The sequence below is a fragment of the Brevibacillus sp. FW301-21C12A genome (genome assembly GCF_058788915.1).
In genome coordinates this window covers 19,752-32,430 of the sequence record NZ_JBYTBG010000050.1, presented here as the reverse complement: position 1 = coordinate 32,430, position 12,679 = coordinate 19,752, and the positions used below count along the sequence as shown (strand labels likewise).

At 50.6% G+C, this 12,679-nt stretch carries 13 protein-coding genes and 3 tRNA genes; 7 read left to right on the top strand and 9 right to left on the bottom strand.

Annotated features, from left to right (window positions below; genetic code table 11):
- Positions 1-2: 2 nt before the first annotated feature.
- The 9 genes from AC3WQH_RS22185 to dnaA form a co-directional block, all read right to left on the bottom strand.
- A tRNA-Asn gene (locus AC3WQH_RS22185) sits at positions 3-75 on the bottom strand.
- Positions 76-114: 39 nt separating this feature from the next.
- Positions 115-190: transfer RNA gene (locus tag AC3WQH_RS22180), tRNA-Ala, on the bottom strand.
- A 55-nt stretch (positions 191-245) separates the two neighbouring features.
- Positions 246-322, bottom strand: a tRNA-Ile gene (locus AC3WQH_RS22175).
- 225 nt (positions 323-547) lie between these two features.
- On the bottom strand, positions 548-2,464 hold the full coding sequence (gyrB, locus tag AC3WQH_RS22170; RefSeq protein ID WP_369750389.1) for a DNA topoisomerase (ATP-hydrolyzing) subunit B: 1,917 nt from the start codon (positions 2,462-2,464) through the stop codon (positions 548-550).
- Positions 2,465-2,472: 8 nt separating this feature from the next.
- Entirely contained in the window at positions 2,473-2,760 is a 288-nt protein-coding gene (gene remB / locus AC3WQH_RS22165) for an extracellular matrix regulator RemB (RefSeq protein WP_005828313.1), read from the bottom strand.
- Positions 2,761-2,769: 9 nt separating this feature from the next.
- Positions 2,770-3,888: a DNA replication/repair protein RecF gene (gene recF, locus AC3WQH_RS22160; RefSeq protein WP_005828315.1), complete on the bottom strand. Its 1,119-nt coding sequence runs from the start codon at positions 3,886-3,888 to the stop codon at positions 2,770-2,772.
- A 16-nt stretch (positions 3,889-3,904) separates the two neighbouring features.
- Positions 3,905-4,120: a S4 domain-containing protein YaaA gene (gene yaaA, locus AC3WQH_RS22155; protein ID WP_005828317.1), complete on the bottom strand. Its 216-nt coding sequence runs from the start codon at positions 4,118-4,120 to the stop codon at positions 3,905-3,907.
- A gap of 48 nt (positions 4,121-4,168) precedes the next feature.
- Positions 4,169-5,308: a DNA polymerase III subunit beta gene (gene dnaN / locus AC3WQH_RS22150; RefSeq protein ID WP_005828319.1), complete on the bottom strand. Its 1,140-nt coding sequence runs from the start codon at positions 5,306-5,308 to the stop codon at positions 4,169-4,171.
- Positions 5,309-5,514: 206 nt separating this feature from the next.
- Positions 5,515-6,876, bottom strand: coding sequence for a chromosomal replication initiator protein DnaA (dnaA, locus tag AC3WQH_RS22145; protein WP_005828320.1), 1,362 nt, complete (start codon positions 6,874-6,876; stop codon positions 5,515-5,517).
- A gap of 582 nt (positions 6,877-7,458) precedes the next feature.
- Here dnaA and rpmH point away from each other — a divergent pair.
- The 7 genes from rpmH (at position 7,459) to mnmE (ending at position 12,607) form a co-directional block, all read left to right on the top strand.
- Positions 7,459-7,593: a 50S ribosomal protein L34 gene (rpmH, locus tag AC3WQH_RS22140; protein ID WP_005828322.1), complete on the top strand. Its 135-nt coding sequence runs from the start codon at positions 7,459-7,461 to the stop codon at positions 7,591-7,593.
- A 162-nt stretch (positions 7,594-7,755) separates the two neighbouring features.
- Entirely contained in the window at positions 7,756-8,724 is a 969-nt protein-coding gene (locus tag AC3WQH_RS22135; RefSeq protein WP_039970612.1) for a nucleotidyltransferase domain-containing protein, read from the top strand.
- Positions 8,725-8,865: 141 nt separating this feature from the next.
- A complete protein-coding gene (gene rnpA / locus AC3WQH_RS22130; protein WP_005828326.1) occupies positions 8,866-9,234 on the top strand; it encodes a ribonuclease P protein component in 369 nt (122 codons plus the stop codon).
- Positions 9,235-9,238: 4 nt separating this feature from the next.
- Positions 9,239-9,463: a membrane protein insertion efficiency factor YidD gene (gene yidD / locus AC3WQH_RS22125; protein ID WP_005828328.1), complete on the top strand. Its 225-nt coding sequence runs from the start codon at positions 9,239-9,241 to the stop codon at positions 9,461-9,463.
- 37 nt (positions 9,464-9,500) lie between these two features.
- A complete protein-coding gene (yidC, locus tag AC3WQH_RS22120; RefSeq protein ID WP_007779807.1) occupies positions 9,501-10,259 on the top strand; it encodes a membrane protein insertase YidC in 759 nt (252 codons plus the stop codon).
- Positions 10,256-10,885, top strand: coding sequence for an RNA-binding cell elongation regulator Jag/EloR (jag, locus tag AC3WQH_RS22115; RefSeq protein WP_005828332.1), 630 nt, complete (start codon positions 10,256-10,258; stop codon positions 10,883-10,885). The genes yidC and jag overlap by 4 nt, the downstream gene beginning before the upstream one ends.
- A 345-nt stretch (positions 10,886-11,230) precedes the next feature.
- A complete protein-coding gene (mnmE, locus tag AC3WQH_RS22110; protein ID WP_005828334.1) occupies positions 11,231-12,607 on the top strand; it encodes a tRNA uridine-5-carboxymethylaminomethyl(34) synthesis GTPase MnmE in 1,377 nt (458 codons plus the stop codon).
- Positions 12,608-12,679: the final 72 nt, after the last annotated feature.

Genomic DNA, 12,679 nt, shown 5'->3' with positions numbered 1-12,679 from the left:
GGCTCCTCGGGACGGACTCGAACCGCCGACCGATCGGTTAACAGCCGATTGCTCTACCAACTGAGCTACCGAGGAACATTAGGACATCCAGGCCAATTGCCTATAGGAGTATATTGGTGGAGCTGAACGGGATCGAACCGATGACCTCCTGCTTGCAAGGCAGGCGCTCTCCCAACTGAGCTACAGCCCCATTTTCCAAAAAATGGAGAAGCGATGTCGCATCCGGCGCTATCGCCTTGTATAAGTGGTGGGCCTAGGCTGACTCGAACAGCCGACCTCACGCTTATCAGGCGTGCGCTCTAACCAACTGAGCTATAGGCCCGTATCACTTCCTGGATCTTTAATCTAGCATACATTTTAATTCATTGCAATAGAATTTTTGATTTTTTTATCGTGCGGCAGTGAATTTTTTTGCAAGAAGGCAGACTCAGCTATCCAAAGCTCAGCAAAATAATAGCTTCGTTCAGCGCAAACCGCCTGTTGAAGCCATTTTCATACCGCCTGGATCGCTGAGCCTTCTTGCCATATACCGAATCTATTTCAAAGCTTAAATGTCCAAATCCCTTACAGATGCCGCGTGTTGCTCGATAAACTCCCTGCGCGGCTCTACTTCGTCGCCCATGAGCGTCTCAAACACCATGTCTGCTTCCATGGCGTCTTCCAGGTTCACTTGCAGGAGCGTGCGCATGGCAGGGTCCATTGTCGTCTCCCACAATTGGTCAGCATTCATCTCGCCCAACCCTTTGTAGCGCTGGACGCTTGGCTTCGGTGTAGCCTTGAGGGTCGCGAGTATTTCATCGCGCTGCTTGTCGTTATACGCGTAATGCAGCGTCTTGCCTTGCTTGATGCTGTAGAGCGGCGGCTGCGCGATATAAATGTACCCCGCTTCGATGAGCTGACGCATGTAACGGTAGAAGAACGTCAGCAGCAGCGTGCGAATATGCGAGCCGTCCACGTCCGCGTCCGTCATAATCACAACTTTGTGGTAGCGCGCTTTTGTAATGTCAAAATCTTCGCCTACCCCGGTGCCGAGCGCAGTAATAATCATGCGAATCTCGTTGTTGCCGAGAATTTTGTCCAAGCGCGCTTTCTCTACGTTCAGCACTTTTCCACGCAAAGGAAGAATGGCCTGGAAATGGCGATCGCGGCCGGACTTCGCAGAACCGCCCGCGGAGTCCCCCTCAACGATGAACAGTTCAGATTCCGAAGCGTCCTTCGAAGAGCAGTCCGCCAATTTACCCGGCAAAGCGCTGACTTCGAGCGCACTTTTACGGCGAGTCATTTCACGGGCTTTCCGCGCTGCTTCACGAGCACGGGAAGCCATCAGGGCTTTCTCCACCACTTTTTTCGCTACGCCCGGATTTTCCTCCATAAAGGTGCTGAAGCGATCGCCAAAGACAGATTCGGTAATGCTGCGCGCTTCCGAATTGCCGAGCTTGGTTTTCGTCTGCCCTTCAAACTGCGGCTCCTGAATCTTCACGGAAATGATCGCCGTAATCCCTTCGCGCACGTCATCGCCGGAGAGGTTCGGATCTTTTTCCTTCAGGAGATTGAATTTGCGGCTGTAGTCGTTAATGACACGGGTAAGAGCTGTCTTGAAGCCTGTTTCGTGCGTTCCGCCCTCATGCGTGTTGATGTTGTTGGCGAACGAGTAGATGTTGCTCACATAGCTGTCGTTGTACTGCAGAGCAACCTCAACGAAAAGGCCGTCTTTTTCGCCCTCGCAGTAAATGACCTCTTCGTGCAACGGTTCCCGGTTTTTATTCAAGTATTCCACGAACTGTACGATACCGCCCTCATAGTGGAACGATTCTTCCCGCTCCTGGTCCGGGCGCGTATCCTTCAGCGTAATGCGCAGCCCTTTGTTGAGGAAGGCGAGCTCGCGAATACGTTTTTGCAAAACGTCGTATTCAAAAACAGTCGTTTCCGTAAAAATCGTCGGATCTGGCTTGAAGGTGACTTTTGTTCCCGTCTCCTCTGTCTCGCCAATGACGGCAAGATCAGCATCAGGCGTTCCGACTGTAAAGCGCATATAGTGAATTTTGTTGTTTTGCTTTACTTCTACTTCCATCCATTCAGATAGCGCGTTCACTACCGAGCTACCTACCCCGTGCAGACCGCCGGAGACTTTGTATCCGCCACCGCCGAATTTTCCGCCGGCGTGCAGGACAGTCAAAACCGTCTCAACGGTTGATTTCCCGGTTTTTTCATGGATGCCGGTCGGGATTCCCCGGCCGTTATCAGTTACAGATACGGAGTTGTCCGGATGAATGACCACCAAGATGTTGTCGCAATAACCGGCAAGCGCTTCGTCGATAGCATTGTCGACAATCTCCCATACCAGGTGATGCAAACCGCGGCTGCTGGTCGAGCCGATATACATGCCGGGACGTTTCCGAACAGCTTCCAGACCTTCCAGAACCTGAATCTGACTCGCATCATAGTTTGTATCGTTCGTCGTCACTTGATCCACTACTCTGTCAACTCCTCCACTTCAGCTTGTACAAAGGGAAACTGATCCAAGCTGTCCACGAACTGAGCGCGTCGCTTTAGCGTCAGAGAAGAAATAGGTGAACAGTAAATGGCGTCCTGGGTGATTACATAAGATTTTGTTTCTTCCACGCTGTGATCGACAATCGTTTTCCGCTTTTCCTCCAGGAAAGCCTTGTTGACCTTCGAGGATTTCACGGTTTGATGGTCGAGGATGGAAATAACTTCCTTAGTGCTCACCACAGTATCTCCACCAATGTGAATAAACATCCCTGACCCCTACCTTTCTCCCGAGATTGTCCCTTCCTTCACGTAAAACCGAGAGGCTTGCTGGAGAACCTGATGCTTTAAGCCTTCCACACCTGTCGTGCTTACAAACGTCTGAACCCGATCCTGAATGGTTTCGAGCAGCAGGGTTTGCCGATGTTCATCCAACTCTGACAAGACATCATCCAACAAAAGAACGGGGTATTCCCCGACTTCTTCTTTAATCAGCTCAATTTCGGCCAATTTGATGGACAGGGCGCTCGTGCGCTGCTGCCCTTGCGAACCGTACGTCTGGACATCCATGTTGTTCACTTTGAGTGAAAAATCATCGCGGTGCGGTCCGATCAGCGTGCTTCCGCGCATAATTTCCCGGTCGCGAACCTCTTCATAGGCAGCCAGCATTTTTTCAACCGCTTGCTCTGCCGACATTTCATCCGTAACGGGCGATGAGTTCACGTAATGCAAAGAAAGCATTTCCCTGCCGTTGGTAATGCCGGTGTGGATCTCCTGCGCCCACACCTCCAGCTTGCGCAGAAACTCAAATCGCTTCCTCAACAATTTTACCGCTAAATCGGCCAGTTGGGTATTCCAAATTGCCAGCATTTCCAGCGAATGGCTTTTTTTCATCGCCAAGTCCTTCAGCAGTTGGTTCCGCTGAGCCAGCACCTTGTTGTAGTTGCTCAAATAATACAGATAGGTGGGCGAAACTTGGCCAATTTCCATGTCAATGAAACGCCTACGCTGGGCAGGCGCTCCTTTTACAATGGACAGGTCCTCCGGCGCAAACATGACTACGTTCAAAGCTCCCACGTAGGCGCTCAGCTTTTGCTGCTCCATTCCGTTGATTTTGGCCCGCTTTCCCTTGGTTGTCAACTGCAGCTCCAAACGAACAGAACCGTAGCGACGAAGAACATCGCTACGGATCGTGGCGTAATCGGCATCCCACGCAATCAGCTCCTTGTCTCGGGGCGTGCGGTGGGATTTGGCCAGAGCCAGAACGTATATCGACTCGAGTGCATTGGTTTTCCCTTGGGCGTTGTTCCCGATGAACAACTGGATCGGTCCGTCAAAATCCAAGGACAAGGACTGGTAGTTGCGATAGTTGGTTAGCGACAGGTTCTTGAGAAACAAGAATCACGCTCTCCTCTCAGCGGCGTACCACTTGAAAGCGGCCATGGCCTTCAATCGCCACTTCATCGCCAGGATATAGCTTGCGGCCGCGCCGATTGTCCAACTCGCCATTGATCTTGATCGGCACTTCTGCCAAAAACGCTTTAGCCATGCCGCCTGTGTCAATGACGTCAGCCAGCTTCAAAAATTGGCCGAGCGCAATGTATTCGGTGTTGATGGAAACCTCACGCATGGTTTGGCTCCTTTCTTTTACGAAAAAGAACTTTTTTACGAAAAAGACCTAGTAAGTACGGACTGGCAGGATCAAATGCAGCATCCAGTCGTGGTCTGTCGGACGAATCACGAACGGACTCATCGGGCCGGTAAAGCTGGCTTTGATCTCGGCGCTGTCGATCGCACGCAAGGCGTCAATCATGTACTTCGCGTTGAAGGAAATCTTCAGCTCTTCGCCGTTCGTGGCTTTTGGCGTCAAAATGTCCGTAACTTTACCGATTTCCGGTGCGTTGGAAGTGATCTCCACGCTGCCGTCCGGCAATGTAACCAGCTTGACCACGTTCGATTTGCCTTCGCGGCTGAGCAAGGAAGCGCGCTCAATTGATTGCAAAAATTCCTTGGTGCTGACGGTAATCTCGGTTTTGCTGCCTTGCGGGATGATTCTGGTCGTGTCCGGGTAAGTTCCTTCCAGCAGACGGGAATAGAACAGAATGTGCTTGGACTTCACCAAAATCTGATTGTCGGCTACGACGATGTCAGCCGGGTTTTGGTCGTCATCGAGAATTTTCACCAGTTCGTTGCAGCTTTTTCCTGGCACGACTACGTTGTGGAAGGACAAGTCTTCCGGGCATTCTACCATCGCAGTACGGCTGGCCAGACGGTGACTGTCAGTAGCGACAAAGCGCAGCTTGCCTTGTTCCAGGGACCACATGAGTCCAGTCAAGATCGGACGCATTTCGGAAGTAGAGACGCCAAAAACGGTTTGCCGAATCATGGCTTTCAGCAAGTCACAGGGAACGCTGAAAACTTTGTCTTCTTCCAGATGCGGCAGTTGAGGATACTCGCTGGCATCCATTCCGTTAATGGTGAATTCGGCTTGTCCCGAACGGATTTGCGTAACGAGACGGTCGTCTACCTGAATGTGAATCTCATTGCTTGGCAGCTTGCGCACGATTTCGCTGAAAATGCGCGCTGTCAAAACAATGCTCCCATGCTGATGGATCGTTACTCCCCATTCTCCCGCTTCTTCCAAAGGAATCTGCACCTCGATGGATACATCCGAATCGCTTGCAGTCAGAGTAAGTCCCTCATCATCCGTCTTTATCTTAATCCCTGTCAAAATCGGAATGGTGGTTCTGCTGGAAACCGCTTTGCTGACATGTGACACGGCGTTAGACAGCTTGTCTCGCTGAACGGTAATATGCATCAACGTGATCCTCCCTCTATCTGCGCCATTTTTTAAGTGGCTATGCATAATGGCTGCGTCTTTATCATATCTTATTAGGATAAATCTTTTTAAACAGAAGTAGTAATAGGGCCTGTGGATTTGTGGATATGTGGATTGATAACGTAAAAGATAGCCTATACACATGTGGGTAAGTTGTGTATAGGCTTTTTGCGTTATGCACAGGTTTAATGGTTTGCTTTTAACTTTTCAATGAGCGACTGAATCGTAGTCTGCATCTGCGGGTCGCTTGCCAGCGCCCGAGAGATTTTTTCGTGTGCGTGAATGACGGTCGTATGGTCGCGTCCGCCAAATTCGTCCCCGATTTTCGGCAAAGAGGCATCTGTCAGCTCGCGAGACAAATACATGGCAATTTGCCGCGGAAAAGCGACGGTTTTGGTTCGCTTTTTCGCCTTGAAGTCTTCCAGCTTGAGGCTAAAGGCTTCTCCGACTGCGCGCTGGATGTCCATGATCGTAATGACGCGAGGGCGAGAAGACGGAATGATGTCTTTCAGCGCTTCAGCGGCCAACTGCGTATCAATGTCGCGATTAATCAGCGAAGAGTAAGCCACGACGCGGATCAGGGCGCCTTCCAGCTCGCGGATGTTGCTGTCGATCTGGTTCGCGATGTACGCCATTACCTCATTCGGGATGTCGAGATTCTCAGCTTTTGCCTTTTTGCGCAAAATGGCAATCCGCGTTTCCAAATCTGGCGGCTGAATGTCGGTAATGAGTCCCCATTCAAAGCGGGAGCGCAGACGATCCTCCAGAGTCGGAATCTCCTTGGGAGGCCGGTCAGAGGAGATAATGATCTGCTTGCTTTCTTCGTGCAGGGCATTAAACGTATGGAAAAACTCTTCCTGCGTCGATTCCTTGCCTGCCAAAAACTGAATATCATCAATTAAAAGAACGTCTACACTCCGGTACTTATTGCGGAATTCGACGGCCTTGTTGTCGCGAATAGAGTTGATGAATTCATTGGTGAACTTCTCTGACGACAAATAGACCACTTTCGCCGATGGATTGTGTTGAATGACATAATGGCCAATTGCGTGCATCAAGTGGGTTTTGCCAAGTCCGACTCCTCCGTAAATGAAGAGAGGATTGTAAGCTTTAGCAGGAGCTTCAGCGACCGCAAGCGAAGCGGCGTGAGCGAATCGGTTCCCGGCACCGATGACGAAGGTGTCAAAGGTGTACTTGGGATTTAAAATGCTGGGTGGCTGGTCATCCGCTGCTGAGGGCGGAGCGCTCATTTTCACCCGCGGGGCTGGTTGTTCTTCGGCAAATGCGGCGTCCTGATTTTGCAGGGCGACGAATTTTACCTTCATATTGATACCTGTCACTTCATATAGTGTATCGGTAATCAGTTGAGCGTACCTGGTTTCAAGCCAATCCCTCGCAAAGTCGTTGGGCGCGACGACGATCAGTGCATCTTCTTCCAAGGTTGTTGCTCTCGTCGCTTTGAGCCAGGTATCAAAACTTGGTTTGCTTAGCGATTTTTCTATCTTGGCGAGAACTTTGCGCCATAGTTCGCTAATCGCTGCATCCAACCAGAATCCCTCCTTTTGGGCCGTCCGAAAAATAAAATCACCGATAAGAAACAAACGATAGCAATTGCAAAAAACCTCATATGTGTGACCCAATTGTCAACACGGTCGTTTACAGCGACTGTGGATAAAAAAAGTCGAAAAATAGGGATTCCGCTCGTAGAAGAGAAAAAAAGCAGACGGTTATCCGCATCCCTGTGAGTAACGACATACACATAGGAAGGAATCTGTCCACAAACTTATCCACACCCTGTGGAAAAACCGATTAGCCTATCGGAGTTATTCACGCTTCAAAACAAAAACATAATAACAGATATAAGGCATGGCATCAATGGTTTTTTCATACTTATCCACAAACACAACCACTGGTACCAGGCACATATTCACATATCTATATTTTGTGTACAAGCTGTAGATAAACTTGTCGAAATCTGCTTTTGTGGATAAGATGATATCCACAGATCCGGGAAATAGTTTTATGGGGATATTTGCCTTGGTAACGAAATTCCACTGTCGCTTGACTTTTTTACTATATGTCCTTATAATGCAAAAGAATGTCTGTGCGAGACGGAGGTGTAATACGAAATGAAACCATCTTTTAATCCTAACAATCGCAAGCGCAAAAAGGATCATGGATTCCGTAAGCGCATGAGCACAAAAAACGGCCGTAAAATTTTGGCTGCTCGTCGTCAAAAAGGTAGAAAAGTTCTTTCCGCGTAAGGCCACATTTCCAGTGGCCTTTTTGTTTGCGCAATGATGTCGGAAAATTCTTTTTAAGGTGTGAAGAGGAAGTCTAACCGCGATGTGGAACCTTTCTTGGGGGAGAATCATTACCTAGCTATGGAAAGGCTCTTGCAGCATAGCAAAGAGCGGGAGGAACCGATGAAGCCTTATAAGGATGAAACCGACTTTTTTATTGAGTTGGGCCGTGACTTTGTCGAGCAGCTATCGCTTTCGGGGATGGTATGCGCCTATGCGGGCGGTTCGGTCGGGAGGGGGGAGGCAGACGCCTTCAGCGATCTCGACCTGAATGTGTTCATGGAGGGAGCCTCTGAACATCGAAGTGAAAACCGCCAGTTTCGCGGGCAACTGATTCAGCTTCACGTGCATTCAGTGCCGACGATAGAGGACGTGCGTGCCAACCCGTGGGCGTGGCGGTATTTGCAGGAGGGCCGGCTGATTGCCGATCCCACGGCTCGTTTTGCGGGCTGGTTTGTGCAGATGCAAGATTACCTCGAATCGGAAGAGGCTCGGCAAAAGATGATTGGCCAGGTGAAGGCGGCGATTGCGGCGTATGAGCGGAGCGGAGATGAGGCGCTTGCAGAAGGACGCTTTTATTCAGTTGCCCTGCTTGAGTGGGCCGGCTGGTTGGAAGCTTTGCAACTGATCGCTTGCGTTTCGCATGGAAAGCTCAGCGATCGTGCGCTGTATCAGTTGCTGCGGGAGCTGGGCGAATGGACAGCGCTTGAGCAGTGTTTTGCGGAGACGTATCAGACAAAAGAGGCGCTCATGGATGGGCTGGCGGTGCTTGCGGCCTATCGTGCCCATTTGAAAACGCGCCGCGGTCAGGAGACGTTTTCGCTGGGAGCAGAGAATGACGTTCTATTGAAGCGAAAGATCGACAGGCTGCTGCGACAAGGCCAGTACGTAGAGGCGGGCTTTCTGCTGTTTTCCGAGGCCGTGTGGCTGTATTCCAGCACGGACGAGGGCAACTGGTGGGAGGAGCATTGGGGAGAGCTGCCGCCCGAGTTGGGCGAGGCGCTTTTGGAACTTGGTTTTTTCCAGATGGATGAGCTGGGAGTCTCTGAGCTGCGCAGGGCAAAGGCCGAGCTGATCGCAAAAATAGACTAATTTTCCCTGATTTTCCCTGGTGTTTTTTGATTTTCGCACAAAGTGCGCAGACTTTGGGGAAAAAAGTGGACGAAACAAGGATATACTGGTAGATGCTGTTTACGTTTTCTACTATAATTGTGATGTTAGGGGTTGTTTACCTTGCATCGTTCACACCGGCTCAAAAAAAATGAGCACTTTCAAGCAGTGTTTCAACGAGGAACTTCGGCTGCCAACAAGCAATTTGTCCTGTATTCAGCCAAACAAGAGGGACAGGCTGCTTTTCGCGCCGGAATTTCTGTCAGCAAAAAAATTGGTAACGCTGTTATCCGCAACAGAGTCAAACGGCTGATTCGCGAAGCGGTAGCGCGGCTGGAGTCAGACATTCCACTCGGCCTCGATCTTGTCATCATCGCCCGTCCGGGAGTGGAAGCCATGTCGCTTGAAGCCATTGAGCAATCTCTGTTGCACGTGATGAAGCGCGCCAAAGTAATCAAACGGGCACCCGTACATAATGGAAAAAGAGGGTGAAACGATGATTGCGAAAGTCATGGTTTGGTTGATCCGCGGATACCAGTTGTTTATTTCTCCGCTGAAACCTCCTACATGCAGATTCGCGCCCACCTGCTCGCACTACGCTATCGAATCGGTTCGCCGGTTTGGGGCGTGGCGTGGAGGCTGGCTGGCTCTTCGTCGCATCCTGAAATGTCATCCGTTCCACCCGGGCGGGTTTGATCCAGTTCCGGATCAACGCAAATAAGCATACCTCATTGAAGCGGGGAAAAGGAGGATCACCCTTGAGTAGACGTACCCTCAGCATGCTAATGCTGACTATGCTGGTTCTTGTGCTGTCAGGCTGTAACCCGGCGACTGCTGAGCCTATCGGCCCTGACGCAACCGGCTTCTGGGACAAGTATCTCGTATATCCCTTGTCCTGGTTGATTAAAGAAAGCGCTTTGGTGCTTGGAGACAACTACGGTTTCGGTATCCTGGTAGCGACAGTCATCATCCGTTTGATTGTGCTGCCATTGATGGTCAAGCAAATCAAGAGCTCCAAGAAAATGCAAGAGCTTCAACCGGAGATGCAAAAAATTCGTGAGAAGTATAAAAACGATCCGCAAAAAGCGCAACAGGAAACAATGGCTGTCTTCCAGAAAAACGGCGTCAATCCACTCGCGGGTTGCTTGCCGATGCTGGTGCAAATGCCTATCCTGATCGCCTTTTACCATGCCATCATCCGGACGGAGGAAATCAAGACGCAAACGTTCCTCTGGCTGACTTTGGGTGAAAAAGACCCGTACTACATCTTGCCGATCATCGCTGCGATTACGACGTACTTGCAGTCGAAAATGATGGGACAAGCGACACAGGGCAACCCGCAAATGCAAATGATGCTGGTCATGATGCCGCTGATGATTTTGGCCATCGCCGTCACATTGCCATCTGCGCTGTCTCTGTACTGGGTTTACGGCAACCTGTTTACCATCGTACAAACGTACTTCCTGTATCGTGATAAAGGCAATAAGCTCACTCCCAAGGAGGGAACCTCCAAGTGAAAAAGGTGGTAGCTACGGCAAAAACGATAGACGATGCTGTGCAAAAAGCTTTGCTGGAATTGGGTGTACCGCGTGAAAAGGCGAGTATTCGCGTTCTGGAGGAGCCGAGCAGGGGCCTTTTTGGACTGATTGGGGCCAAGGACGCCAAAGTGGAAGTGGAATTCCATTTTGACCCGGTTGCACAGGGACGTGACTTTCTTCAAGATGTTTTGTCTAACATGAAGGTGAACGCCAAAGTGGAGACTCGTACTAATGAAGAGGGCATCCTGTTTGATATCCAGGGCAGCAACCTGGGAATTATCATTGGCCGCAGAGGGCAAACTCTGGATTCCTTACAGTATCTCGTAAACGTCGTAGCGAACCGTCATGCGGACAAACATGTACGCATCACCTTGGATGCGGAAAATTACAGGATGCGCCGCAAGGAAACATTGGAGCAGCTCGCTGACCGTGTCGCGAAAAAGGCTCTGTCGACCAGGCGGGACGTGCGGCTGGAGCCGATGTCAGCCGCGGAGCGCAAAGTAATTCACGCCTTCCTGCAAAAAAGAGCGGATGTCGTCACCTTCAGCGAAGGAGACGAGCCAAACCGATATATCGTCATTGCACCGAAAGAAGCCTCTCGTTAGGCTTCTTTTTTTGGCTTCGCTCGAAATAGACGGAGAACGGTTCGCCAGTTGGAGCGGGCGCGAGAGCGAGGAAAATCGACAAATTGCGACGTGCGCGCTTGCAGCGTGGCCGCCAAAAACAGTTGTCCACTGTGGATAAGCGCGGGAAGGGTTGAGCTTTTCGCAAAAAGATCATACTGTGGATAACGAGAACGGACAGCAACCTTGGACGGCGGGGTTGCTTTTTCTGGTTGGGGAAGGAGAGCGTGCAAAATTTGCACTTTCATTTGGAATTTTTCAGGGCGATCTGTTAAGCTAGTAAGTTAGTGGCTGACTTGTCTGATTGGAAAGCTTGAGGTGAAGGTCATGAAATTCGATACAATAGCAGCGGTTGCGACACCGATGGGCGAAGGCGGCATCGCCGTCATTCGGGTAAGCGGTGCGGAAGCGATCGACGTTGTGGATAAGATATATAAAGGAAAACAGCGGTTGTCCACAGTGGATAGCCATACGATCCACTACGGTCACCTGTACGATCCAGAAACGGGTGAACGGGTGGAAGAGGTGCTTGTGTCTGTGATGAAGGCTCCGCGTACGTTCACGCGAGAGGATGTAGTGGAGGTAAACTGCCACGGAGGAATCGTGTCCGTTGAAAAGGTGTTGGAGCTGATTCTGGATAACGGCGCCAGACTGGCGGAGCCGGGCGAATTTACGAAGCGTGCGTTTTTAAACGGACGCGTCGATTTGTCTCAGGCTGAGGCCGTGATTGATTTGATCCGGGCGAAAACAGACAGAGCGATGAAGGTGGCTTTGAACCAGGTAGAGGGCAAGCTGTCGCGGCTCATTCGACAGTTGCGCCAAAATTTGATTGAAGCCATGGCGCATATAGAAGTAACGCTGGACTATCCCGAGCATGACGTCGAGGAGTTTACGCAAAACTTCCTGCGCGGAAAATGCCAGGAGGTAAAAGGCGAGATTCAGCGGCTTTTGCAGACAGCCAAGCAAGGGAAAATATTGCGCGAAGGCTTGTCTACGGCGATTATCGGGCGGCCGAATGTAGGAAAGTCCTCTCTTCTGAACAGTCTCGTTCAGGAGGAAAAAGCAATCGTCACCGATGTGGCCGGAACGACTCGTGACGTGATTGAAGAGTACGTCAACGTGCGCGGGGTTCCTCTGCGTCTCATTGATACGGCAGGGATTCGCGATACGGAAGATATCGTGGAGAAAATCGGGGTGGAAAAATCGCGTCAGCTTTTGCAAAAGGCTGATCTTGTTCTGCTCGTCGTCAATTACAATGAGCCGCTCACGGCTGACGACTATGCGATTTTTGAAGCGGCAAAAGGCTTTCAGGTCATCGTGATCGTAAACAAGTTCGACTTGCCGCAAAAAGTGGACCTGGAAGAGATCAAGCGTCATTTCCCGCAGCAGCCGCTTATCATGACCTCCGCGCGTGAGGAGAAGGGGATCGACTTGCTGGAGCAGGCGATCGGGGACATTTTCTTCAGTGGACGCGTGCAGCAGGATGATTTGACCTATGTGAGCAATGCCCGTCATATTCAACTGCTTCGCCAGGCTGAAAAAGCGATTGACGAGGCGCTGGCCGGAATTGATGATTTGATGCCTGTCGACATGATCCAGATCGACATCAAAAAGTCGTGGGAGCTGCTCGGCGAAGTGATTGGGGAGAGTGTCGGCGAAGATTTGATCGACCAGATTTTCTCTCAGTTTTGTCTGGGCAAGTAATCGAAGCGAAATGGACGCAGCATAGAAGTATTTGGAGGACACATCGTCCTGTTTAAAAGGAAGTCGTGTGCG

Bases quoted from the DNA above. Each gene is read 5' to 3' on its own strand.
- mnmE (WP_005828334.1), top strand. From the start codon at position 11,231: ATGAAATTCGATACAATAGCAGCGGTTGCGACACCGATGGGCGAAGGC.
- yaaA (WP_005828317.1), bottom strand. From the start codon at position 4,120: ATGCGTGAGGTTTCCATCAACACCGAATACATTGCGCTCGGCCAATTT.
- yidD (WP_005828328.1), top strand. From the start codon at position 9,239: ATGATTGCGAAAGTCATGGTTTGGTTGATCCGCGGATACCAGTTGTTT.
- rpmH (WP_005828322.1), top strand. From the start codon at position 7,459: ATGAAACCATCTTTTAATCCTAACAATCGCAAGCGCAAAAAGGATCAT.
- remB (WP_005828313.1), bottom strand. From the start codon at position 2,760: ATGTTTATTCACATTGGTGGAGATACTGTGGTGAGCACTAAGGAAGTT.
- dnaN (WP_005828319.1), bottom strand. From the start codon at position 5,308: ATGCATATTACCGTTCAGCGAGACAAGCTGTCTAACGCCGTGTCACAT.
- AC3WQH_RS22135 (WP_039970612.1), top strand. From the start codon at position 7,756: ATGAAGCCTTATAAGGATGAAACCGACTTTTTTATTGAGTTGGGCCGT.